Below are 24,431 nucleotides of genomic sequence, written 5' to 3'. Positions count from 1 at the left end.
AGTTTCGACGTGTTACTCGAACACGGCGTTCGGGTTGTCCAGGCTGTCCGATCCTTCGATCGTCACGCCGTCAGCCCCGACCAGCGCCACGGCGCGTTCGATGTTGCGGGTCTGCGCAACCAGATGGTCAATCGCGTTCTGCACCAATGCCCCGCCCGGATGCCCCGCGCCCAACATCTGATCGTAGGAGGTGCCTGCCTCGGCGGCGGTGCGGATATCGCCCAGCGCGACCATGGTTTTATCCATGTCACCCAACAGGTTGTTGGCCAACGTTTCGTCCTGTTCCTTCACCAGATCATACAGGGACGGCCCTTCCACAACCGAACCATCGACCCGCACGTAGCGCCCGGTATAGACATTGCGAATGCCCAACCCGTCGAAGTAATGCGAATTGTGGGTGTTGTCCGAGAAGCAGTCATGTTCTTCTTCCGGGTCGTTCAGCAGCAGGCCCAGCTTCATCCGCTCGCCGGCCTGTTCGCCATAAGAAAGGCTGCCCAACCCCGTGAAGGCCATGACAATGCCCCGGCTTGCATCTGCGGTCGCATCAGTGCGCCCCTGCCCGCCTTCGGACCAGTTGGCCACTGCGTCCTGAAGGTCCGCGATCAGCAGATCAGTTGCTGCCTTCAGATACGCCGCGCGTCGATCGCAGTTGCCACCGGTGCAGTTGGCCGTATCGAAATCGGTCACGGGACGCTGGCCAGCACCATGATCGGTGCCGGACAGATCTTGCCCCCAGAGCAGGAATTCGATGGCGTGATAGCCGGTTGCCACGTTGGCCTCGATCCCTTCGACCTCGTGCAGGCTTTCCAGAAGGGCGGGTGTGATCTCAGCGGCATCAATTGTTGCGCCCGCCACGGTTAGTTCGGGGTTCGCAATGACGTTTGCAGTCGAGAAGGGGTTTTCATCGTTGGCACCCAGGTCGGCAGACACATAGTCAATCAGACCTTCGTCCAGCGGCCAAGCATTCACCTTGCCTTCCCATTCATCGACCGACGGGTTGCCGAACCGAAACGCCTCGGTCTGCTGATAGGGAACGCGGGCGGCCAGCCAAGCCGCCTTGGCCGCTGCCAAGTTGGCATCGGTCGGAGACGCCAGAAGCGCATCAACCGCAGTGTTCAGTTTTTGCGCAAGGGCAAGGCTGTCTTCATACCCGGCCTGCGCGATATCAGCATAGTTTTTCAGGATGTCTTCCGGCGTGGATGCCTGTGCAAAAACGGTACAGCAAATAAGTGCTGTGGTTGTGAAAAGCGTCGTTCGAAACATGGAGCCCTCGTTTTTCTGTGTTCCGGCTCGCTATAGATGAGTTTTTTAGTCAGGTAAAGCATTCCTGATTTTTTTTATCAGATTTATCACCCCTACTGATGCCCCAATATATCCGCAAACGTAATCATCTCTTTTCTATGTGTTATAAACTCTCGAGCTGCTCTAACGCGTCCAACAACGCTTCGTATTGTTCCCGCCCAAGGTGGCGCACATAGCTGTCCGCAATCTGCCCAGCCTGTTTCAGATTGTCGTCGATAATCTGCTGCCCCGCCGCCGTAATCGCGAGCAGTTGTCGTCGCCGGTCAGATGTATCCTGCGTGCGCGTCACGAACCCGTTTTCAACCATCGACTGAATAATCCGCGTCAGACTGGGTAGAAGCAGACCGGTCCGCTCGCCCAGATGCGTCGCATCCTGTCGACCGTGCTCTGACAATACGCGAAGAATGCGCCATTGTTGCTCGGTGATACCTATCGGAGCGAGCATCTCGCGCACCGGCCCCATAACCTTCTCGCGGGCACGAATCAACGCAATCGGAAGGGAACGGCTGGTCGGTGGCAGCTTGGCCTCAGTCGGCCCTTTTGACGGTTTGGACATCAATGCTCCTTGAACTCATGTTCCTGACATAAGAAAAGCGACGGCGACCTTGTTCAACCGTTAACTTGCAATAGGGACACCGGGAACACGGCACGAGTTCAGATTTACCGGTGGCGCACCAAGCCGGGCCTTGGGAAGACGTCACTCTCGCCTCGAGATATTAAGTCAAAACCTTCGCAACTTTTACTAGATTTGGCCCAAACAGCGCCGCGATTGACACGCATAAAACAAAAAAGATCAGTCAGCCCTTCGCCCTGTCTGCATGCTCGATATTCGCGTTTACGGAAATCGTTAACGTAGAAATTAACCGAGTGTTAATGTAGAAATTAACCAGAAGGAGAGCTGTCTGGCACCAACAGAATGCCACAACGAGACGGGTTTTCTTATAATAACAAGGACATGGGGATGGCCAAACAGAAGATTGCCGTGATTGGCGGCGGTGTAGGTGCGATTACGGCAGTATATGCCATCACGCAAACGCCGGACTGGGACAAGAAATACGACATCACGATTTACCAAATGGGATGGCGCAACGGAGGCAAAGGTGCCAGCGGTCGCAATGCCGAGTTTGGTCAAAGGATCGAAGAACACGGTTTGCATGTATGGGCGGGTTTCTATGACAACGCCTTTCGCAACATGCGACGTTGCTATGAACAGTTGGTCGAGCTGGGGCTTCGCAAAGCAAGCGATCCACTCGGCACGATGGACAAGGCCTTCAAACCCCTGTCCCACCTGTTCCTGGCCGAACGCGTTCCGACCACGGCCCTGGATGACAACCAATGGCGCCCATGGGTGATTGACCTGCCCGGCAACACCAAACAGCCGGGTTCCGAAACCAAAGTCCCCGGCCCGTTCCAGATGATGATGCGCATCCTCGAGATCGTCATCGAGTTCATGAAGAAAGGCGAGCTGGAAGACGGCCCTCATCACCAGTTGGGGATCGCGCTTCCGTCCGGTCTGCTTGACCATCATCAGGCCATTCACCGCCATGTGACGGCAATGCCCGCTAACCCGGCAAAGCACTCCGCGCGCGATACGAACATCCTTCTGGACTTCATCATTGACGCGCAGAACGCCGTCCATGCGATGGAAACGCCTGAAAACCTGCAAGACGACGCAAAACGCCGCGGCCTTTATCTGGTGGATATCGGACTGGCCTATATGCGCGGGGTCGTTGGGTCCGACACGTTCACCAGCGGCTATGATGTGCTTGATCAGTGGGAGTTCACAGACTGGTTGCGAATGAACAACGCAAGCGATCAGGCACTGGATTGGGTTGCCATTCGTGGCTGCTATGACTTCGTGTTCGGCTTTCCGCAAGGCAACACGGATCGGCAGGGGGACACCGGTGCAGGCACCGCGATCCGCGCCATGTCGCGCCTGATTTTCACCTACTCCACGTCGATCTTTCACAAGATGCAGGCCGGGATGGGAGACACGATTTTCGGCCCCTACTATCAAGTACTTTCTGCCTTGGGCGTTAAGTTCGAGTTTTTCTGTGCGGCCCGCGATCTGCATTTGAACGACAGCGGCACCCGTGTCGATCGCCTGTCAATGGTCCGTCAGGCCGAGGTGAAATCGGGGCCTTACCAGCCATTGGTCGATGTCGGCGGCCTGCCCTGCTGGCCGTCCGAGCCGCTTTGGTCGCAACTTGTGGACGGCGCAAAGCTGAAGGCGCGGGGCGTCGATTTCGAATGCGAAAAATCGCCGCCTACCGGCGCACCATTCGTGTTGGAACGCGGCAAGGATTTCGACATCGTTCTGTTGGGGGCGTCGCTGGGGTCTCTGCCATACATGACGCGCGAGTTGTCGGCGGCGTCAGACCGTTGGCGCCTCATGCTGGACAGGGTGAAAACTGTTGGAACCCACGCCGCACAGCTTTGGCTGACCAAGTCCGCCAAGGACTTGGGATGGGACGGTCAGGTAGAAGCCCACAACAATCCTAAGGCAATCCCCCCTTCCCCGATGCGGACGATCATCACCGGATTTGCCGAACCGTTGGACACCTGGGCAGACATGTCCCACCTGATCCCACACGAGGCCTGGCCCGATCCCGGCCCCACGTCGATCTCGTATTTCTGTGCACCTGCGCTGGATGGAGAAACATTGGATGAGTTCGACAGCCATGTCGCAACATGGATGGACAAAGACCTGCCGGACATATGGCCCAAGGCCAAGAAACGCGGCAAGTTCGACAAGGGGCTTTTCTATCAAAGCCCCGAGGCGGCAGTATATTCGCGCGTCAACATGTATGGGTCTGAACGCTATGTTCTCTCTGTTACCAACAGTGTCTATCATCGCCTCGCCCCATCCGAGAGCGGGTTTTCCAACTTGTATCTTGCAGGGGACTGGACCCGTTGCGGGCTGAACGCAGGCTGCGTTGAGGGGGCCACAATGTCCGGGATCGCCTGTGCATCGGCCATCACCGGGGTCGAGCTTCCCAATGTCGGCGCTGACGATATCCCGCGCGAAAACACCCTGCCTGAAAAGGCGATGTTTCAGACGAACTCGATTTCCGGAACCTCCTGGCCGCTGACCCCGTTCTTTGCACGGGGCGAGATGACGGGCGTGTTCTTCTTCTATGAACGACCTCGTGATGAAGTGGCGGCAATGCTGCCCGACGGTATCCATCTGGGCCACTGCCCAATGGTGCGGCCGGGTTATCACCCGGTTGGCATGTCTTTTTGCAGCTATCACAATGTGCGCGGGTCGTTCATTCCGAACTTCTTGGCAATGCGCCCCTATGGCGAAGCGACATTCGCCATCCCCTATACGCATACGGACGAGGGGCGAGCGGCGCCGCTTCTGTATCCACGGCGGCTTTACGTCAACAATTCTTCGGCCATCTTTGCGGGCAAGTTTTTCTATGCGATGCCGAAATCCGAAGCTGATATCAATGTCGAGAACACCCGCTTCACCGCCACGAATGCGGACGGATTGTCCATCGATTTCTGTGCCCAGCAGCATCGCGATCCGGTCGCCCTCTCCGGCCATGCAGCCCACGGAGCCATATCGGACCTTCTGGACATGACCTTCGTGACCCGAAATGCCCGCGGTCGTATGTTCTATAACGCTTTCGATTTGCAGCTGGACCGATCCTATGTTGCGCCGGTCACTGGCGAGGTTTCGGTCTCGGATCCCAGCGCGGATGGCTTTCCCGACACAAGCATGGATGTCGGACCCTTATTGGATCATCGCGGCATGGGGCTTCCTGGCGCATTCCGCATCTGGTGCTCGTGGTCCATGACCAACCCGTTGGACAGCCGCCGCGTCAGACATGCGGCAGAGGCACGGTCCTGGGTCAGGCGCAACGATTGAGGATGTCATGCAGGTAAAAAATTGCTTGGTCTGCTCCGAGCCTTTGGCCCAGGGCGCGAAATTCTGTGGAAATTGTGGTGCAGAAGCGGTTCTGGATGCGCAAAACCCCGAGCTGCGCGTTCTGACGATCCAGTTTATCGATCTGGTCGGGTCGACCGCCTTTGCAAGTTCAGCCGAGATTGAGGATTACGACGACACTATCGCAGCTTTTCACGCATTGGTCAGCGACGTTGTCACCACATATCGCGGCACTGTCTTGCAACGCTACGGCGATGGTGTGCTGTCGTGTTTCGGGCTGGGCCATGACGGGGAAGATTCCGCGCTTTCAGCCATTGCCGCAGGCCTGTCCATTGCAAAAAACGCACCGGGAAAACTGCATGGACAGAATGTCCGGGTCGGGATCGACAGCGGTCAGGTCATGTGCCGGGTCGGTCAATCCGGCACTCTGTTTCCGCAGCTGGCCGGATTGCATGTGAATCGCGCGGCCCGCCTGCAGGAACAAGCCCCCACCGGCGGCGTCGTCATCTCGGGGGAAACACAATCATTCCTGTCCCGGCTGGCAGACGTCGAAATCACGTCGCACGATCAACTTCTGCTGAAAGGCATCGACCAACCCGTTGATGTAATCGGCGTATCCGGTTTCACGTTTCTTGAGCAGCCAGACACGGGTCGGGCGCTTCTTGAGCGCGAGAGCGAACTGTCAGTCCTCATGGGAGGTACGGCGAAAACCTTCGCACTGGTTGGACCTGCCGGGATCGGCAAATCAGCGGTATTAAGCGAACTGGACCACCGGCTTGATCCAACACCGGTCATCAGCCTTTACGCACGCGCCAACCTCAGCCAAACGGCGCTTCTCCCTGTTGTTGAAGCCGTGCGAAACGAGCTTTCGCTGACCGACACCTCGACCTCGGCCACGTTGCAGGCTGACCTGTCGGGCATTGGCATCGCCCCAAGTGACCAAGACCTGAATTTGATGGCATCCGTTTTGGGTCTGCATGACGCGACGCCCGTGCCCCTTCCACCGGAACAACAAAAGGCACATCGGATCGCCTTGATGACCGAGGCCCTAAAGAAAATTGCGCAGCATAACAAAGCGGCTTTGGCATTCGACGACTTCCATTGGGTCGATGAAGAAAGCGCCGCCGTCCTGCGTAATCTGATCGACGATCCGGATTTCGCAAACCGGATGATCATCACCAGCCGACGCTGCGAACAGATGACCGCGCTGATCGAAGAAACTGACATACACGCCATCGACCTTCAGCCATTGTCTGATGCAGCGGCATATGTGGCACTTTCCGCTTATGCAGAGCTGACGGACGAAACGCGACGCAACATCATTTCCGGCGCAGAAGGCAACCCGCTGTTTCTGTTGGCCCTTGCAGAACGCGCCCGCCAGCTGGGCAATCAAGCCGGTAAACGGCCCCTGCCCCAAACCATCGAAGCAACCTTTCAGGCCATCATCAACGGGCTTGGTCCTTTGAAGGATGTGGTGCAATGCCTGTCGGTTCTTGGACGCGTTGTTGATCCTGAACATGCGGGCTTTCTGCTACCTGACCGCAGCAGTATCGAGGACGAACTGCGAGTGCTGACCATCAACGGAGTTCTACACAAGCGGCGGGATGGACTGACCTTTGATCACATCCTTTTACGCGACGCTGCCTATGAAATGCTGCCTGGCAAACGCCGCCGCGCCCTTCATTTGCAGTTTGCCGATCAGCTACGTCAGAAAGATCCGGATCTTGTTGCCCGTCTGCCAGAGCTTCTTGCCGACCACATTCTGGCTGCAAAAGCTCATGACCAGATCCCGTCTGCCTGTATCGCTGCGGGTATCCGAATGCTCATGGCGGCAAACTTCGATCCCGCCATCAAGTATCTGGACAGTGCGCAAAAGGATATGGAGAAGCAGGCGAAGGGGAAAGACGTTGCACGCGACGAGTATCTTCCGGTTCTTTCGCTGCTCGCCAGCGCGTTGGTACAGCGGCTGGGATTCTCACATCCGACCGTCCTGGACAGCTACAAGAAGCTGGAAAGCGCTGTCAGCTATGCCAAGGGCACCAACCGACAACGGATGATCACGCTCTATGGCTTGTTCGCGCACCGCATCATCAGCGGTGAAGTCCGTGCCAGCCGTGAACTGGTTGACCAAATGGCGAAGATGGCCAAGGACGGGCCTGACGAACTCTCTGTCCTGTGGCTGGTCAATAAGACGGCTCAAGAACTGTATTCCGGAGATTTCGAGGCTGCGGAATACAGCAGCAACGCATTGAAGAAACTTTATCGCACCGAAGACCACGGGATGCTGTTTGTCGAAATTGGCGCGGACCCGCTGGCGTCCGTCCTGTCGGCAGATGCGCATATACTTATTCGCAAAGGCGACAAGGACGGTGCCGTGGCCGCGATCGAGGCGGCGAAGAGCCATTTGAACCTGATCGGCGCGACAACCCAATTGCCTTGGATTCATATCTTCGGGGCGCAGGCCTTTTTCGAAGGCGGCCACCTGCCGCTTGCCTTCTCTGAAATTCAGACCGGAATAGAGATTGCAGATGAACAGAACGCTGGATTTTGGTCATTGATCGGGCGGTTGTGGCAATCTCTGCTGAGAGTTTACGACGGCAATCTTGATGCTGCGCCGGAGTTCGAAGGTTACATCAGCCACGCCAGCGCCATAGGCGCCCAGTTGAACCTACCATTTTATAATGCGGTGTTGGCGAAGATGAAGGCCGCGCAGGGCGATATTGAAGATGCACGAAACCTGATCCAACAAGCCTCAGAGATGATCGAAACACGCGGCGAACGTGAATGGTCGTCCCGTTTCGAAGCGATCCGTGAAGAAATAGAAAGAGGGGCGGTCGGCGCCTCCGGGTCGGACAACCCGGAGCTGACGTAGCGCCTTCACCACTCACGGCCACCAAAATTGATGTAGCCCTACCCGACCGTCATCTGTCAGGCGGAAGCACCCCGGAAATGTCCGGCATATGCCGGGACTTAATGTCGCTCCAACGCCGCGAAGCGGCCACCCAAAGCGATACCTTGCTAAGTTATCGTGCTAAAAAACCTTTTGTGTTAGGGCCTTCAGCGCTTCCAGTTCTGTGTATAACCATCAAATGCGTCAAAACTTGTGACGCAGGTCACACATTCAGCCATGTTTGCAGCAAATATGTGATTATTTCCTGAAAGCTGCGGCCACTCGCGATTTCTCAGTCGCCATCGTTCAGCGCGATATCTTCCAAAGCACCAAGGTTCTTAACGACGACCGCCCCCTTTTCAAACTGCGCGATGCCGTCCGTGGCCCACATCCGCAGCTGCCTGTTTACGTTTTCGCGTGTCAGACCCGCATAAGCCCCCAACCAACTTTGGCTGACCTGAACCCGGCTTACACCGGCTTCACCGTTCTGATCCTTCAACAAACGCAGGATGCAGCTGGCCAGACGCGACCGGCCACTGGCCAGCGCCTTCAGCTCGAACATCTCGGACGCATTACGGGCTTTCTGGCATAGGGCCATGATGACAAGAATGGCGCTGTCGCCATCCTCTTTCAGGATTTGCAGGACATCCCGGCGGGCAACCTCCAGACCGGTTAGCGGCTCGATGGCGACCACATCTGCACTGCGCGGTCCGCCATCCAGACAGGCAATATCACCGATGACATCACCGGTGCCGACAAGGCCCAAAATGGACTTCTGGCCCGTTGCGGTTGTGATGCTGACTTCAGCCCGACCGGTTTCCACGATCAGCAACGATGCCCCAGGCTCGCCATGACTGAAAATCTGCGCGCCCTTCTTGAAGTCACGCCGCCGCCCCTTCCCCGCAAGAAGTTCAAACGTCTGACGCTCTAGCGCTTCAATGACCATTGTATCCCCCCGAACCCTCAGACAGTATGCATCTGGCGTTGCAAAACTGATCTGATGCTTAAATCAGATGGCTGTGAAGGGAAACATGTTAGCGTCGGTCGTCGGGATCAACCAGGAACGACCAGAGACCTGTCAAAGCGAGGCTTCCAATAGCTGCCTTGAATACGGATGTTCGGCATTCAGGTGTCTCAGCACATCGACATCCAGCACCTCGACGATCTCGCCATCCTTCATGACCGCCAGCCGGTCGCACATATGGCCGACCACAGACAGGTCATGGGACACCATTACATAGGTCAGATTGTGTTCCGTGCGCAGGTCAGCCAGCAGGTTCAGGATTTCCGCCTGCACCGACACATCCAGCGCCGAAGTGGGTTCGTCCAGCAAAAGCAGATCAGGTTCAGGCGCAAGAGCGCGGGCGATCGCCACGCGTTGTCGTTGACCACCAGACAGCTGATGCGGATAACGGAAACGGAACTTCTGCCCCAACCCAACATCGTCCAGCAGCTTCACTACCCGCGCATCAATATCCTTGAACCCATGCAGCTGCAGGGTTTCACCCAGCACCTGATCAACCGAATGGCGTGGATGAAGCGAAGCATATGGATCCTGAAACACCATCTGAACGGTCTTGAAAAATGTCCTGGGTCGCTTGTGCCCAATCGCTTGCCCCTCGACCATGATCTTGCCTGACCAATCAGGCGCCAATCCGGTGATGGCACGCAAGATCGTGGACTTTCCCGACCCGCTTTCGCCGACCAGACCGAAACTCTCGCCCTGCGCCACATCGAATGAGGCATGTTTGACGGCGTCCACCCGGTCGCGACCGCCACCGAACCAAACGTTCAGGTCCTGAACTTCCAACATCTTCATACGCGTCCACTCACACTTGGCGCCTCGGACCATGCCGGGTCACGTTGTAACACCTCCAGACGGTCGCGGGGCGCATCCAGCCGGGGAAGGGAATTCAGCAGCCCGCGGGTATAGGGGTGCTTTGCTGCATGCAGCTTTTCAGCGTCACATACCTCGACAATCCGTCCTGCATACATGATCAGCACCCGGTCGCAGAAATCGGCGACAAGGTTCAGGTCATGGCTGATGAAAATCAGCCCCATACCGCGATCCTTGACCAGCTTATCCATGATATCAAGAACTTGTCGCTGCACCGACACATCCAAAGCCGAGGTCGGTTCGTCCGCGATGAGGATCTGGGGGTTCGGGATCAGCATCATGGCGATCATGATCCGCTGCCCCATCCCACCCGACATTTCATGTGGATAGGCGCGCATAACGCGTTCGGGGTCACGGATCGACACCGCTTCCAGCATCTCCAGCGATTTTTTGTAAGCCTCGGCTTTCGAGGCTTTGCTGTGCAAGCGGTATGCCTCGATGATCTGATCACCAATCGTCATCACGGGATTAAGCGAAAATTTCGGATCCTGCATCACCATACTGATCCGCTGCCCGCGCACGTCGCGCATTTCCTTCTCGGTCTTGTCCAGCAGGTTCACACCTTCAAGGTTGATATGATCCGCCTCGACAATCCCGGGCGGGCGGATCAGGCGCAAAATGGCGCGCCCGGTCATGGATTTGCCCGAACCGCTTTCGCCCACGATCCCCAACCGCTCGCGTCCCAGCGTGAAGGATACCCCGCGCACTGCGTCAAACACACCGTGGCGGGACGGGAACTTTACCCACAGGTTTTCGACATCAAGAAGCACACTCATCATTCACCTGCCTTCGGATCTAGGACATCACGCAAACCGTCGCCAAGAAGATTGAACGCCAAGGACACCGTGAAAATGGCAAGTCCGGGCATGGTGGCAACCCACCAGTGATCCAGAATGAACCGACGCCCTTCGGAAATCATCGCGCCCCATTCCGGGCTGGGGGGTTGTGCGCCAAGACCAAGGAAGCCCAGACCGGCTGCCGCCAGAATGATCCCCGCCATGTCCAGCGTCACCCGCACGATCAGCGACGAAATACAAAGCGGCCATATGTGTTTGGTGATGATGCGAAGCGCCCCCGCCCCTTGCAGCTTGATCGCGCTGATATAATCCGATGACCGGATTGTCAGCGTTTCAGCCCGCGCAATCCGCGCGTATGGCGGCCATGCGGTCAGCGAAATGGCCAGCACCGCATTCTCGATCCCCGCGCCCAGCGCCGCCACGAAGGCCAGCGCCAGAACCAGACGGGGGAAGGCCAGAAAGATGTCGGTGATCCGCATCAGGATCGTATCTGTCCAGCCCCCGACATAACCCGAGATCGTGCCGACCAGCAGCCCGGCCACGGGCGCAATCAGCGCGACCAGCGCCACGATGTAAAGCGTGATCCGCGCCCCATAGATCAGCCGCGACAGGATATCCCGGCCCAGACTGTCAGTGCCGAAGACGTGGTTTTCCGACCCCAAAGGCGCCAGCCGGTTGCCAAGGTCCTGCACGAACGGGTCATGCGGTGCCAGCAGGGGCGCAGCGGCGGCAATCACCACCAGCGCCACCAGAATGCCCAGTCCGATCATCGCCATCGTGTTGCTGCGAAACGACAGCCAGCCCTGATAGAACGCCGAGATCTTCGCGTGGCGACGCGAGGTCGGCGTATCCGTCAGCAGCCATTGTTTTAGTGTTTGTTCGGTCATTGATTGTGTCCCGCCTATTTCGCGCGTGGATCAAAGACCTTGTAGAGCAGGTCCGAGAAGATATTGAGCAGGATGAAGACCAGCCCGACCACGACGGTGCCGCCAAGCACCGCATTCATGTCAGCAGACAGAAGCGCGGTGGTGATATAGCTGCCGATGCCAGGCCAGGAAAAGATGATCTCGGTCAGGACCGAGCCTTCCAGAAGGCCCGCATAGCTCAGCGCGATCACGGTGATCAGCTGCACGCGGATGTTCTTGAACGCGTGTTTCCAGATCACGTCCCATTCCGACATGCCCTTGACGCGCGCTGTTGTGACGTATTCGGCGCTGAGTTGTTCCAGCATGAACGACCGGGTCATCCGGCTGATATAGGCCAATGAGTAATAGCCCAGAAGCGATGCAGGCAGGATGATGTGGGAAAACGCGTCCTTGAACACATCCCAGTTCCCGTCAAGCACGGCGTCCACAAGCAACAATCCGGTGACGCTGGGCACCACATCAACATAGAAGATACCCACGCGGCCCGGTCCACCGACCCAGCCAAGTATTCCATAGAAAACAAGCAGCCCCATCAGGCCCAGCCAAAAAATCGGCATGGAATATCCAACAAGCGCAACGACCCGCGCGACCTGGTCGATCCACGATCCCTTGCGCACGGCGGCCAGCACCCCCAGCGGCACGCCCAGAACGACGCCGAACAGGATGCCCAGCGTGGCAAGCTCCAGCGTGGCTGGGAACACCCGCGCGATATCCTCGGACACCGGGCGCGCGTTCAGAAGCGAAATGCCGAAATCCAGATGCAGCACATCCCAGATATAGTAAAGAAACTGTACAATCAGAGGCTTGTCCAACCCAAGCTGCTGATAGACCGCGTCATAGGTTGATTGCGAGGCGCGCTCACCCACGATTGACAACACCGGATCAATCGGCATGACCCGCCCGATGATGAATGTCACGAACAACAGCCCGAGCAGCGTCACCGCGATTGATCCAAAGGTCCGCAGCGTGGTGCGCGCCACCGGCCACACCACGTCAGAAAGAGGCGCCCTTGGCGGGCGCCTCTCGTGATTGTCTTCGCTCAGGGCCATTTACTTGGTGACCTGCCAGTAAGCGGCCGAGGTCACGGCCTGTCCGGTCGACCAGTTCATCACGTTCTCGCGAAGGGCAGATTGTTCGATCTGCTGGAACATGATCCCGAAGGGCGAGATGTCGCGAAATTCGGCCTGAATGTCCTGATACATCTGGATGCGTTTGTCGCGGTCGCCTTCGGTCACGGCAGCCTCGACCTTCGGCGTCAGCCCACCGGCATCCCAGGCGTTGCGCCAGGCCAGAAGGCCGGTGGCCTGTGCCTCGTCGCTGTTGTCGGGGTTATAGGCAAAGGTCCCGGCGTTGGTTTGCGGGTCGGGATAGTCCGGGCCCCATGCCCCAAGATACAAGTCCAATTCACGCGCGCGATAGCGGGCAAGGATCTGTTTCGCCGTGCCGACGGTGATATTCAGCGTGATCCCGACCTGCGCCAGCGTGTTTTGCAGGGATTGCGCGATCTCGATCCGTTCCTGCGCCTCGCGCACACCGGCTTCGATTTCCAGCCCTTCAACACCCGCGGCGGCCAGCAGTTCCTTGGCTTTCTCGATATCCAGCGAGAACGGGTTTTCTTCCGATGCCCCCAGATAGGTCGCGGGCAGGAAGTTCTGATGGATCGTATACTGCCCCTTCAGGAAGCTGTTTTTCATACCCTCGTAATCGACAAGATATTTGAACGCCTGACGGACCTCGGGCTTGGACAGTTCCGGGTGTTTCTGGTTCAGGGAAAAATACATCAGACGGCCTTTCAGCTCGTCTTCGACCTTGATCCCGCCAGCTTCCATCACACCGGCAATATCTTCCGGGTTCAGGTTGCGGGCGATGTCGATGTCACCGCGTTCCAGAAGCAGACGTTGAGAGGCACTTTCCAGCACGTGACGCACGATCACCCGCTCCATCGCCGGTGCACCGCCATAATAATCGGGGTTAGAGGTCAGCGTGACGCTTTCATTCGGTTTCCAGCTGTCCAGCACATAGGGGCCCGAGCCAGCCGAGTTGGTTTTCAGCCAGGTGTTGCCCATGTCGCCGTCGACCTCGTTGGCCATAACGGTTTCCTTGTCGACGATCGCGCCAATGGTGGCGGTCAGACAGTTCAGCACAAACGAGGTCGCATATTGCTGGTCCGTGGTGATCATCAGTTTATTGCCGTCCGCCTTGATCGTCTCGGCGACATTTTCCGGCGTAAACCCGAATTGGGTAAGGATGAAGGCAGGCGTTTTGTTCAGGATCACCGCTCGTTGCAACGAGAACGCGGCGTCTTCTGCCCGAACCGGGTTGCCCGAATGGAAAGTGACGCCTTCACGCATGGTGAAGGTGATGGTCTTGCCGTCCTCGCTGACCTCCCAGCTTTCGGCAAGTCCGGGTTTATAGCCGGCAGCCAGATCAAGCGGATCCAGATAGACCAGACGGCTATACACATTGCGGCTGATGTCCGAGCCAGCGAATTCAAAGCTTTCTGCCGGGTCCAGCGTGGTCACATCGTCAATACGGTTAGCGATGACCAGCATATTTGCGGGCGTTTCGGCATAAGCTGCAAAGGACGATACCCCCACGGCCACACCGATCGCGGCGCTTGTCAGCAATCTGTTGATGGTATTCATATTTTGAACCTCTCCTGTTCAGTTATCATTTGGGCTGCATGCCGGTTGGGGTTATTCCCCCCATGTTTTTTCCAGCACACGCAGCCAGTTTTCATGGCAAAGCTTGGTTATCAGCGCCTCGCCATATCCGTGTTGTTCCATCGCCTGCCTGAGTTTCGGCAGATCGGCACAAGTCGTCAGGTCTTCCGGCACAACGGCCCCATCATAGTCTGACCCCAATCCAACCCGATCTTCCCCCAGATGCTCGATCAAGTGGTCCAGATGGCGCAGCATTTGCGTCAGCGGAACATCGGCCAGCATTCGACCGTCACCTCGCAGAAAAGCCACGGCAAAGTTCAGCCCGACCATCCCATCGCTTTCGCGGATTGCGGCCAGCTGCTTGTCCGTCAGATTGCGGCTATGGGGGCAAATCGCATGGGCGTTCGAATGGGTCGCGACCAAAGGCTTGGTGGAATGACGGGCGACATCCCAGAACCCGGCTTCGTTCAGGTGGGACAAGTCTATCATGATACCCAGTTCATTGCACCGACGGACCAGATGTAACCCGTGATCGGTCAAACCATCCCCAATATCAGGCGTGGCGGGATAGCGAAATGGAACACCATGACCGAATATCGTCGACCGGCTCCAAACCGGGCCGAGTGAGCGCAGACCCGCTTGATACAGCACTTCAAGCGTATTCAGTTCAGCGTCAATCGCCTCTGCCCCTTCAATGTGAAGGATTGCGGCGATGTGGCCTGCGTCGAGTGTCTTGCGGATTTGTGCAGCCGTGCGGCACACGGTCAGTGCGCCACGATCCTGAAGATCAAACAGAATGGCGATCTGCGCCATCGCCACGGGAAACCCGTCTTCCCAGTCGATGGGATCGGGCAGCGGCAGATCATAGCTGGGCTTCGCCATCTCCTCCATCTTGAAATCCGCATCGACCGGCGATGGAATGTAAACAGCGAAGAAGCCGCCCCCGAAGCCACCTGCCCGCGCCCGCAGCACATCAATCGCTCCGTCGCGGCCTGTCAAGAATGTGCGCGACGCGGACTTGCCGCCAGCCCGATAGAGCTTCAGCAAGACATCATTGTGCCCGTCAAACACCAAAGGTGTGGTTTGGCCTGTCACGTTTGAATTCCCCCAAGGCAACACCGCGTCAGCTTATGACAGGTTTCCTCATGGACGAGAGAAATATACATGATATTTTCTCATAGAATGATTACACTTATGAAGAGAGGCCCTTATGCCGACCAAATCCTGGCACAGTCTGCCCGAATATCAGGCGCTCCGCGCGTTGATGGAAAGCGGCACGACGTCAAAAGCGGCGGTCAGGCTGGGTTTGTCCCAATCCGCGATCAGCCGCTCCATCGCCAGCCTTGAGGCCCGCACGGGCCGAATTTTATTCGAACGTGAAGGCGGACGGCTGCGCCCTACCAGCGAGGCGGTACAGATGAACCGACGGCTGGATCCATTGTTCGAGGCGCTAGACCGGATCGACGGCCCGCCCGAAATGGCGCGTGAAACCCTGCGCCTGATCGCCCCTCCCACCTATGCCCATCGGTTTCTGGTGCATCACATCGCCACCTTCCTAAAAACAAACCCGCATTTTTACGTGAGCCTTGATGTTGCTCCGTCCGAAGACGTCATTCGCGGCATCCTCGACCGTCGATTTGACTTGGGCGTCAGCGGGGTTGAGTTGACACGGAATGGTGTGAAGCTGACACCCTACCGCTCTGCCAGCGCGGTTTGTGCAATGCCGCACGATCACCCGCTGGCGGACAGGCCGATCATTCATCCCGCCGATCTGCACGAACAGGCGGTGGTGGCGCTGACGCACCGCCATGCCCGGCGCGCGCAACTGGACAAAGTGCTGCAAGCGCACCGCAGCACGCCGCGCATTGTCGCCGAAGCCTCGACCTCGTTTGCGGCGGTGGATCTTGCGAAGGAAGGCTTGGGGCTGACCATCGTGAACCCGTTTCCGATTGTGCAATACAGATCCGACGATGTCGTCTTTCGCCCCTTTGCCTCGCAGATTGAATACCGCAGCTATTTCGTGTCCTCGGATGACCGGCCTACTTCAAGCGTTGCACGCGCGTTCATGAGGCACCTTAGATTGCACACCGCAAAAGACCCCTTCTCGCAAAAGGCGTGATTGCCGGACTGGGCAACATGACGTTGACGCCCGCCCATTAGGGCAAGAACCGAATTGTATGCCAACGGGCTTGGTTCTAGTATCGGGCGAGATGACACGGTGACAGAGGTCGCGACCTGACGGGTCCACCTGCTTGATCCAGGCACATGGCAGGAACCCGTTGCTGGACGAGATAAAATCCCTTGCGTATCTGACACTTGGCACGGCTCGCGATCTGGCGCCCATTGTGGCGGTCGTGGCTGTTTTTCAGTTTCTGATCCTACGGCAACCCCTGGACGATGTGGGCGAGAAGTTGATCGGGCTGCTGTTTGTCATGGCCGGGCTGGCGATCTTCATTCGGGGGTTGGAGCTTGCGCTGTTTCCCATCGGAGAATCTCTTGCAGATGCCTTTGCCAACAAAGGCAGTCTGTTCTGGCTTTTGATCTTTGCCTTCTCGCTGGGGTTTGGCACCACCGTGGCGGAGCCAGCCCTGATCGCCGTCACCCGCGAAGCCGCGCGGGTCATGTCCGACATCGGGGCTGTTGGCCCAAGCGAGGGGGCGCAGACCAGCTATGCTGATGCATTGCGATACACGGTTGCCGCGGCGGTCGGGTCATCCCTTGTTATCGGCGTCATGCGAATCCTTCTGGGCTGGCCCATCCATTACCTGATCATCGGGGGCTATGTGCTGGTCGTGATCATGACCGCCTTCGCCCCAGCCGAGATCATCGGCATTGCCTATGACAGTGGCGGCGTGACGACATCGACCGTAACCGTGCCCCTGACAACCGCGTTGGGTGTCGGCCTGGCCAGCGTCATCAAGGGCCGCAATCCAATGATCGACGGATTCGGCCTTGTTGCTTTTGCCAGTCTTTTGCCCATCGTTTTCGTGCTGGGATTCGGGATCGTGGGGTCGATGCAATGATCCATGAATTGCTGATCACCTTCATCGCGACCATCAAGGATGTGCTGCCGATCCTCGTTGTCCTGATCTTCTTTCAGGCTGTGGTGCTTCGCAAACCAGTGCCTCATCTGCGCAGCGTTCTGGTGGGCGGCGTCTATGTCGTTCTGGGTCTGGGCTTGTTCCTGTTCGGTTTGAAGGAAGCGTTGTTTCCGCTGGGCGAAGCCATGGCCCGCCAGTTGACTAACCCCGATTTCCTGGGCGACCCCACGGATTGGTCCGCACATGGCTGGACCTATCTGTTCGCCTTCGCCATCGGGTTTTCGACCACCATTGCCGAACCATCCCTGATTGCGGTGGCCATAAAGGCACGCGAGGTTTCGGGGGGAACGGTGAAGGAATGGGGGTTGCGCATCGCGGTTGCGGTGGGCGTTGCTCTCAGCCTTGTGTTCGGCACTTATCGTATCGTCACGGGAACCCCGCTTTATATGTACATGATCGTAGGCTATGCGGTTGTGATCGTGCAGACTATTTTTGCGCCGAAGAACATCGTACCACTGGCGTATGACAGCGGCGGCGTTACGACGTCGACCGTCACCGTTCCGTTGGTTGCTGCGCTGGGGCTTGGGCTGGCCTCGACCGTGCCGGGCCGCAGCCCCGCACTTGACGGCTTCGGATTGATCGCATTGGCCAGCCTGTTTCCCATGATCACGGTCATGGGCTACGCGCAATTGGTGCAATGGAATAGCGCGCGACGGGACGCACCGTCCGCGCCGGATGCCAAAACGGAGGACATCAAATGAAGTTCAAGCTGATCATCTCGCTTGTGCAGGATGCATATACGGACGTCATTGTTGACGCGGCGCGCAGTGCAGGCGCCACCGGGGCCACGGTGATCACCAGCGTCCGCGGTGAAGGGTTGGAAAAGAAGAAGACCTTTCTGGGCCTGACGGTTGCCGGGCAGCGGGATATGGCGCTGTTTTTGGTAGAGGAACACCTTGCCGCCAACATCCTTGAAACCATTTCCACTGCGGGCGAGTTCTTGAAAGAACCGGGTCGCGGCGTGGTCTTCCAGATCGACATCGAAGACGCAATCGGGCTTGAAACACAGGTGAAAGCCCTGAAAGCCTCGTTAGAAAAGGACGAATTATGAGCCAGCCGGAAGAAACCCGCGTCCGCGACGCCGTGCGGGAAGACCCGCATATCATCAATGGCTTAGCGTCAGTAGCTGAAGCACTACGTATCTTTGAGGCATCCGGCCACGACACGATGGTGATCGAAAAGCGATCCCCTGATGACGAGTTCGGCGTTCTGACGATCAGCATGATCGCACGGCAGGTCTTTGCCCGAAACCGCGCCCCCGAACGGGTCAGCGTTTACGAAGTGATGGAAAAGCCGGCCGTCAACATTTCCGGCAATATGCAGGCCCGCTATGCGATCCGTTTGCTGACACGGTTGAATCTGAATGTCGCACTGGTGGTGGAAGATGATGAGCTGATCGGCACGGTCGGCCTGCGTGAGCTGACCTTGGCCGAGGCGGCGTCGGCGGCATCCGACCACCCGGACTGACGCGCCTGACCTTGCCCAGCAGTTGACCCACGTTTTGTGTGAGGCACAACACCCGTTGCGGGGTAACCTCATACTGGCCGCAAAACTGCTCCAACTTGAAAGCTGCCCCGTGGTTGCCGCAAAATCCGCAACTGTCGCCCGTCGGGTCATCCAAGCGGTGCAAGAACGCCGTCATTGTTGATCAGTGATATGAACAGCAGGGCGACAACAAGACGTATAATGAATCAGTCTGGTAAGGCGTTCCTATTTTATTGCAGTCACTTGCAATAAGAAACGAAAGCCCCTTGGGTTCGCGATCAGTTTGGGGTGGTCCCGAACTCCGGTGTCGAAACGATCTTGATATCGGCATTGATCAAGGCGTCACGCCCGCGCGTGGTCAGGTCTGTCGCGAAGTTGAACTGATCCCGTAGCTCGAACGGATAGGCTTTCAATCGCACACGTGTGGCATAAACCTCGTTATGCATGATCACCTTCACGGGCCGGGACCAATCAAGATATGGGCTGGTGTGGGCGACATCGGTCAGAATGTCGATAATTCCTGCCGTTGATCGGTCTGGCGCGACCAAGAACTCGGCGATGCACATCAGGGTTTTTGACCCATCATTGGCGTTAGAGATGTTCTCGGACCAAATGCGGGAATGTGGAATTGTGACAACATCGTCATCAGCGGTGCGCAACTTCACCGACCGCGTGTGGATATCAATCACTTCTCCATAGTCATCGCCAATTCGTATCCAGTCGCCCGAGCGATAGGGACGTTCGAATATTGCCACGATGCCAGCCACGGCGCTGGTGGCCCAATCCTTGATGGCAAACCCCAACGCCACGCCCACCGTGCCCAACACCAACACGAAGTTCTTTAGCGTCACATTGAAGATCATCGGAGTGATCGTGACCAAGGCGACCGCGAACAGGATAAGTCGCGCCAGCGGTATCAGGTTCAGGGCAAGCAGGCGGAACCGTGCAGGCAGGTGCTCGGCCACCCGCGGCACGGTATAGCGCAGCAGTTGATAAAGCAGGAAACACAGCAGGATCACCAGGGCGATCTGCATAAACGTCCAGCCGGACATTTCGTTAAACACTCGGGTCAGATCGTAGTTCTCGGCATTCATCGCAGCATCCTAAATCTGATCAAGTGGCAGGCCGGCTTCGGCCAGAATGCGCCGCACATGCGGATAGGCCGACTGCGGGATAGATACCTTCCCCGCCTCGTCATCCACCAATCCGATCCGCCCCAACGCGGCGACAAGCCCAACCGGTATCGTAATCGGCAGAACCGCCGCCACGTCTTTCGCAACCAGCGGGCCGTGAATCAGCAACGCATGCAACAGAAAACAGCTGATGCGTTCGAAACGCGCCGGCAATTGCGGCGAGGCCGGATCCTGCAACCAGGTTGCCCCATCAGTCGCGCCGTCTCTATCACCGTCTGCATCCTCGCCGTCACCATCCACTTCCCGCTTCACCGCGGCATCCAGCAGCCTGATCGCCGCCCAGGGGCAGCCATAGGCCCGGGCAGCAAGGGTTTTCAAATACGGGTCGTTAACCTCGTCGCTGTCATCCTTGGGCAAAATATCATCGCCAGACTCCGCGGATTTGAACACTTCTTCCCCCATGTGGGTTTTGATCAGCTCTGCCAGATCTTGGTCCCTGAACGGCGCAAAACAGCGCGCATCCGACACGACCGCCTCGATGGCAGAGGTCTGGGCAAGATAGGTCCACGTCCAACTGGACACCCCCAATAGCACATTACGCGACGCGTCATTCAGTTCGGTCAGATAAGCGCGCATCGCCGCCCGGCCTTCCAGCGTCCGCCGAACCAAAGATGAAATGTCGGGAACGATCAGGGCATTTTTCCCGGTCGGCACCGCGGCGGCATCGACCAAATCCAACTCGCGATCTGCGGCCCAATCAGCGAGAAAGCCGTGCGGTACGCTTGGCATCATCACAAATGCACAAACGGTGTTTGGACCATCCTTGCGACGCGCCCAATCCAGATAAACGCGGTCCAGACAGGCGTACTGATGCGCGCGCAAGGCGGACCACAAGTCGTCGGGAATCAATGATTCCGGCAACCGCTCCAGCCCATCGGGCAACAGGTCGACATTACGATCGTCCAGCACCCTCAGCTTCTCCCATATCCGCCGATACCCATCCTTCAAAGAACTGGATGCAGGCGCGCGGGGCCAGTCATATCCATCAACGGGCACAAGTTCTGCTGGAAGCAAGGATGTTGTCATTCGGGACCTGTATGGCGGGTTAAGAAATGTCCTTGATCAATGTGCGGCATGAGTTGGAAAAAGCAATGATGTTCCTTCTCAAACCCATATTCACTGCGGACGGTAAAGCGGAACGGTCGAGATCGACATCTTCGCTGATCCACTTTCCACCTCGCGGGCATGTGCGATGTAGATCAACACCTGATTGGCGTCATCAAAGATGCGTTTCACCCTCAGGCTTTTAAGGATGATCGACATGCGCTGGCTGAATACATCTTCGCCCTCGTCACTACGATCAATATCACCGATTACAATTGGCCCGGTTTGGCGGCACGATATGGCGCTGTTGGATGGGTCTTCGAACCAGTTACCGTTGGACAAACGATCCACCAGTCCGCGTTCAAAATAGGCGACATGACAGGTAACGCCCTCGACATCGGGATCTTTGATCGCTTCGATGACGATGTCATTGCCCAGCCAATCGACATCGACATTTCCCACCTGCTCAGCCTGTGCGGGGATGAGACCTGCAAAGCTCAACAAGCTCAAGCAGAGTAGCGTTTTTTTGTATGATTTCATAGGCTTGACATCCATTCTTGATGCTTTCCCTTCGGCGTGTTTGGGTTGAGTTTAGACGAAAGGCGACCCCGACCCCATAACGTTACAGCCGCAAACCCAAAAAAGGCATCGCCCTCGGGAACCATTCAGGTCATCTTATGTTCTTAAACAAAGGTAATTCTGGGACATACCATGGGGATCACTATCACAAAGGTTTTGGCCGTTGCTCTGCTTCTGGCCACATCATTGCCGTCGGGGTCAGTGCTGGCCCAATCCAGCAGCGAGGGGATTGACGACGGGATAGAAACCGAAGTGGTCGATACGGAGCAAACCATTTCGGTCACTGAAAACGTGCGGGATGACCAGATTGCAGCGCCCATTCAGGCGATCCTGAAAGCAACCGGTTGGTATGAGGGTGTTCAGGTAGAGGTTCAGGACGGGATCGTCTTTCTGGACGGCACTGCAGCCTCGTCCAAGCGACAAGACTGGGCCCGTGACTTGGCGGCGAAAACCGATGGCGTGGTCGCTGTCGTCAATCGACTGGCGGTAGCGCAAGAAGCGGATTTCTCGGTCGACCCGGCGATCTCGGAACTGCGCAACCTGTGGGACAAGACAGTCGCCGCTGCGCCACTGATCCTGCTGGCGTTCTTGATCCTGCCGGTGGCGCTGTTTCTGTCAACGGGCGTGGCGCGGCTGGCCCGGTGGGCGTTGAAAGAGCGGCTCGGCTCGCCGTTCCTGCGCGACATAACTGCGCGCTTCATCGCGTTGCCAGTGTTTCTGGTTGGGCTGTACATCGTGCTTCAGATCGCGGGTCTGACGCAGCTTGCAATCTCGGTTCTTGGCGGTGCGGGTGTGATCGGGATCGTCATCGGTTTCGCCTTTCGTGACATTGCCGAAAACTTTCTGGCCAGTCTGCTGCTTAGCCTGCGACAACCTTTTCGGCGCGGAGACTTTGTCGACGTGGCAGGGCACCAAGGCGTCGTGCACAGCATGAACACCCGCAGCACAGTTCTGGTTTCGCCCGAGGGCAATCATATTCAGATCCCCAATGCCGCTGTTTTCAAAGCGACAATCGAAAACTTTTCGGCCAGCCCCAGCCGTCGTGGATCATTCGAAGTGGGCATTGGCTATGACGCCTCGATCGGCGACGTGCAAGAAATCATTCTGCGCGAATTATCACAACATGACGCGATATATAACGAGCCCGAGCCGATGGTTCTTGCCGATATGCTGGGTGCATCCACCGTAATCATCAAGATCTACTATTGGTTCGATGGAGAAGCGATTTCACCGCTGAAACTGAAATCGGTCCTGATCCGGCGCGTATTGAAGGCGTTGAACGACGCCGGTATCAGCATGCCGGATGAAGCGCGCGAAATCATCTTCCCAGAGGGTGTTCCATTGGCACCTGCACAATCCGCAGACCAGGCCAAGCCGCCAATCGCGCCAAAACCCACGCCCAAGCGCGCGCCAGAACACACGGCGATCGACGAAGACCTGTCAAACGAGGTGGACAATCTGGAGCCGCAGATGCAAGTGCAGGTGGAAGGCGATAAAGACAGCAACCTATTGGAAGGCTGACACATGACCGAAGAAGAAATCGCCAAAGAGCAGGCCATCGAAGACGCCAGAAAACTGGCCGCTACTACGGTTTACGAAGTGATCCGGCGCAGCGGTGACGAAGAACTGGAACGCAGCAACGGGTCCCTGTTCTGGTCGGGTGTGTCCGCCGGGATTGTCATCAGTTTCTCGGTTCTGGGCGAGGCGGTGTTGCGGACCTATCTGCCCGATACGGGGTATAGCTATCTGATCGAGAATCTTGGGTACTCTTTAGGTTTCGTGATGGTAATCATCGGGCGGATGCAGTTGTTCACGGAAAACACCATCACGACAGTCCTGCCCTTTCTGCACAGCCCAAGCTGGCCCGTGCTTAACAGGATCGTTGTCCTGTGGGCGATCGTTCTGTTTGCCAACGTAATAGGTGCTTTTACAATCGCGACTTTCTATGCCCATAGCGGCGCCATCACTGCCGAGATCCTGCCAGCGATCGAAGAGTTGTCGCGTCACGCCACCGGCATGCCGCCTGCCGAAGGTTTCGCCCGAGCAATTCCGGCGGGCATCTTGGTCGCCGCCATTGTCTGGATGCTGCCCGAGGCCGGCGCCTCGTCTGTGTCGATCATCGTGCTGTTCACATGGCTGATCGCCGCGGGAGATTTTACTCATATTGTCGCTGGGTCGGTGGAAATGGCATACCTGATGGTCACGGGTGGGCTTGGACTGCAACAGGCAGTGTTTGGTTTCTTCCTGCCGGTTCTGGCGGGCAATGTGGTAGGTGGTACAGCAATTTTCGCGATGCTCGCATGGGGGCAGGTTCGTCGCGACATCGACTGACACAGTCGGGATGCACCCCCTGGTGCGATGATGTAAACGCGGGCCACACCGCATGATCTGTGTTCAGACAACGAAAGGCATGCCAATGAACAACATGACCATGAGCTTGGGCGGCGCAATCGTCTTAGCCCTTGATATATATGCCATATACAGTACTCTGAATTCTCGTTCGTCGCCGCTTTCCAAGGTGCTTTGGACGGTCTTTATCCTGCTGCTGCCGATATTTGGGTTTCTTGTCTGGTTGCTGTTTGGCCCCCGCAGTGTGGATTGACGCGCCCGACTGGACACCCATTCGCAGAAGGACAACCTGCCACTTTAGGATGAAGGTAAA

General features: G+C 57.3%; 22 protein-coding genes. 10 read left to right on the top strand and 12 right to left on the bottom strand.

From position 1 onward, the window contains the following. Positions 1-12 precede the first annotated feature (12 nt). Together J3R80_RS08575 and J3R80_RS08570 are read right to left on the bottom strand one after the other, a co-directional pair. Complete coding sequence (locus tag J3R80_RS08575) at positions 13-1,263, bottom strand: imelysin family protein (protein ID WP_275393359.1); 1,251 nt, start codon at positions 1,261-1,263, stop codon at positions 13-15. Positions 1,264-1,405: 142 nt separating this feature from the next. Then, the gene (locus J3R80_RS08570) at positions 1,406-1,858 is read right to left on the bottom strand and encodes a MarR family transcriptional regulator (RefSeq protein ID WP_275393358.1); all 453 of its coding nucleotides are present in this window, start codon (positions 1,856-1,858) and stop codon (positions 1,406-1,408) included. 405 nt (positions 1,859-2,263) lie between these two features. Here J3R80_RS08570 and J3R80_RS08565 point away from each other — a divergent pair, with 405 nt between their 5' ends. Continuing rightward, positions 2,264-5,176 carry an acetoacetate decarboxylase family protein gene (locus J3R80_RS08565; RefSeq protein WP_275393357.1) on the top strand — a complete coding sequence of 971 codons (2,913 nt, stop codon included), beginning with the start codon at positions 2,264-2,266 and terminating at the stop codon, positions 5,174-5,176. Between the two features lie 7 nt (positions 5,177-5,183). Beyond that, positions 5,184-8,066 (top strand): AAA family ATPase, encoded by a 2,883-nt coding sequence (locus J3R80_RS08560; RefSeq protein WP_275393356.1) that lies wholly within the window; start codon positions 5,184-5,186, stop codon positions 8,064-8,066. Positions 8,067-8,376: 310 nt separating this feature from the next. Here J3R80_RS08560 and J3R80_RS08555 read toward each other — a convergent pair whose 3' ends face one another. The 7 genes from J3R80_RS08555 to J3R80_RS08525 all read right to left on the bottom strand — a co-directional run bounded on the left by J3R80_RS08555 (position 8,377) and on the right by J3R80_RS08525 (position 15,462). Continuing rightward, positions 8,377-9,030 (bottom strand): Crp/Fnr family transcriptional regulator, encoded by a 654-nt coding sequence (locus J3R80_RS08555; RefSeq protein ID WP_275393355.1) that lies wholly within the window; start codon positions 9,028-9,030, stop codon positions 8,377-8,379. 132 nt (positions 9,031-9,162) lie between these two features. After that, entirely contained in the window at positions 9,163-9,903 is a 741-nt protein-coding gene (locus J3R80_RS08550; RefSeq protein ID WP_275393354.1) for an ABC transporter ATP-binding protein, read from the bottom strand. Beyond that, positions 9,900-10,757 (bottom strand): ABC transporter ATP-binding protein, encoded by an 858-nt coding sequence (locus J3R80_RS08545; protein ID WP_275393353.1) that lies wholly within the window; start codon positions 10,755-10,757, stop codon positions 9,900-9,902. Before J3R80_RS08545 ends, J3R80_RS08550 begins: the two co-directional genes overlap by 4 nt. Beyond that, entirely contained in the window at positions 10,757-11,665 is a 909-nt protein-coding gene (nikC, locus tag J3R80_RS08540) for a nickel transporter permease (RefSeq protein ID WP_275393352.1), read from the bottom strand. Before nikC ends, J3R80_RS08545 begins: the two co-directional genes overlap by 1 nt. Before the next feature lie 14 nt (positions 11,666-11,679). Next, complete coding sequence (locus J3R80_RS08535; protein ID WP_275393351.1) at positions 11,680-12,753, bottom strand: ABC transporter permease; 1,074 nt, start codon at positions 12,751-12,753, stop codon at positions 11,680-11,682. Continuing rightward, complete coding sequence (locus J3R80_RS08530; RefSeq protein ID WP_275393350.1) at positions 12,754-14,349, bottom strand: ABC transporter substrate-binding protein; 1,596 nt, start codon at positions 14,347-14,349, stop codon at positions 12,754-12,756. A gap of 51 nt (positions 14,350-14,400) precedes the next feature. Beyond that, positions 14,401-15,462 carry a dipeptidase gene (locus J3R80_RS08525; RefSeq protein ID WP_275393349.1) on the bottom strand — a complete coding sequence of 354 codons (1,062 nt, stop codon included), beginning with the start codon at positions 15,460-15,462 and terminating at the stop codon, positions 14,401-14,403. A 115-nt stretch (positions 15,463-15,577) separates the two neighbouring features. Between J3R80_RS08525 and J3R80_RS08520 the strand changes: the two genes are divergently transcribed. The 5 genes from J3R80_RS08520 to J3R80_RS08500 all read left to right on the top strand — a co-directional run bounded on the left by J3R80_RS08520 (position 15,578) and on the right by J3R80_RS08500 (position 18,935). Next, entirely contained in the window at positions 15,578-16,486 is a 909-nt protein-coding gene (locus tag J3R80_RS08520) for a LysR substrate-binding domain-containing protein (RefSeq protein WP_275393348.1), read from the top strand. A 160-nt stretch (positions 16,487-16,646) separates the two neighbouring features. Further along, complete coding sequence (locus J3R80_RS08515; protein WP_275393347.1) at positions 16,647-17,390, top strand: DUF1538 domain-containing protein; 744 nt, start codon at positions 16,647-16,649, stop codon at positions 17,388-17,390. Continuing rightward, a complete protein-coding gene (locus tag J3R80_RS08510; RefSeq protein WP_275393346.1) occupies positions 17,387-18,169 on the top strand; it encodes a DUF1538 domain-containing protein in 783 nt (260 codons plus the stop codon). The genes J3R80_RS08515 and J3R80_RS08510 overlap by 4 nt, the downstream gene beginning before the upstream one ends. Next, the gene (locus J3R80_RS08505; RefSeq protein WP_275393345.1) at positions 18,166-18,519 is read left to right on the top strand and encodes a P-II family nitrogen regulator; all 354 of its coding nucleotides are present in this window, start codon (positions 18,166-18,168) and stop codon (positions 18,517-18,519) included. The genes J3R80_RS08510 and J3R80_RS08505 overlap by 4 nt, the downstream gene beginning before the upstream one ends. Beyond that, a complete protein-coding gene (locus tag J3R80_RS08500) occupies positions 18,516-18,935 on the top strand; it encodes a CBS domain-containing protein (protein WP_275393344.1) in 420 nt (139 codons plus the stop codon). The genes J3R80_RS08505 and J3R80_RS08500 overlap by 4 nt, the downstream gene beginning before the upstream one ends. Before the next feature lie 296 nt (positions 18,936-19,231). On the opposite strand, the gene J3R80_RS08495 is transcribed toward J3R80_RS08500, so the two are convergent. The 3 genes from J3R80_RS08495 to J3R80_RS08485 form a co-directional block, all read right to left on the bottom strand. Then, the gene (locus J3R80_RS08495) at positions 19,232-20,047 is read right to left on the bottom strand and encodes a mechanosensitive ion channel domain-containing protein (RefSeq protein WP_275393343.1); all 816 of its coding nucleotides are present in this window, start codon (positions 20,045-20,047) and stop codon (positions 19,232-19,234) included. 9 nt (positions 20,048-20,056) lie between these two features. Beyond that, the gene (locus J3R80_RS08490; RefSeq protein WP_275393342.1) at positions 20,057-21,172 is read right to left on the bottom strand and encodes a hypothetical protein; all 1,116 of its coding nucleotides are present in this window, start codon (positions 21,170-21,172) and stop codon (positions 20,057-20,059) included. 90 nt (positions 21,173-21,262) lie between these two features. Beyond that, positions 21,263-21,730, bottom strand: a complete 468-nt coding sequence (locus tag J3R80_RS08485) for a CreA family protein (protein WP_275393341.1) — start codon at positions 21,728-21,730, stop codon at positions 21,263-21,265. A gap of 171 nt (positions 21,731-21,901) precedes the next feature. Here J3R80_RS08485 and J3R80_RS08480 point away from each other — a divergent pair, with 171 nt between their 5' ends. The 3 genes from J3R80_RS08480 to J3R80_RS08470 all read left to right on the top strand — a co-directional run bounded on the left by J3R80_RS08480 (position 21,902) and on the right by J3R80_RS08470 (position 24,371). After that, positions 21,902-23,290: a mechanosensitive ion channel family protein gene (locus J3R80_RS08480; protein WP_275393340.1), complete on the top strand. Its 1,389-nt coding sequence runs from the start codon at positions 21,902-21,904 to the stop codon at positions 23,288-23,290. Between the two features lie 3 nt (positions 23,291-23,293). Beyond that, the gene (locus tag J3R80_RS08475) at positions 23,294-24,100 is read left to right on the top strand and encodes a formate/nitrite transporter family protein (protein WP_275393339.1); all 807 of its coding nucleotides are present in this window, start codon (positions 23,294-23,296) and stop codon (positions 24,098-24,100) included. An 85-nt stretch (positions 24,101-24,185) separates the two neighbouring features. Continuing rightward, positions 24,186-24,371, top strand: coding sequence for a PLD nuclease N-terminal domain-containing protein (locus J3R80_RS08470; protein WP_275393338.1), 186 nt, complete (start codon positions 24,186-24,188; stop codon positions 24,369-24,371). The last annotated feature ends 60 nt before the right edge of the window (positions 24,372-24,431 follow it).

This window comes from Aliiroseovarius sp. Z3, from assembly GCF_029105185.1.
GTDB lineage: Bacteria > Pseudomonadota > Alphaproteobacteria > Rhodobacterales > Rhodobacteraceae > Aliiroseovarius.
This window is presented reverse-complemented; position numbering and strand designations above follow the sequence as displayed.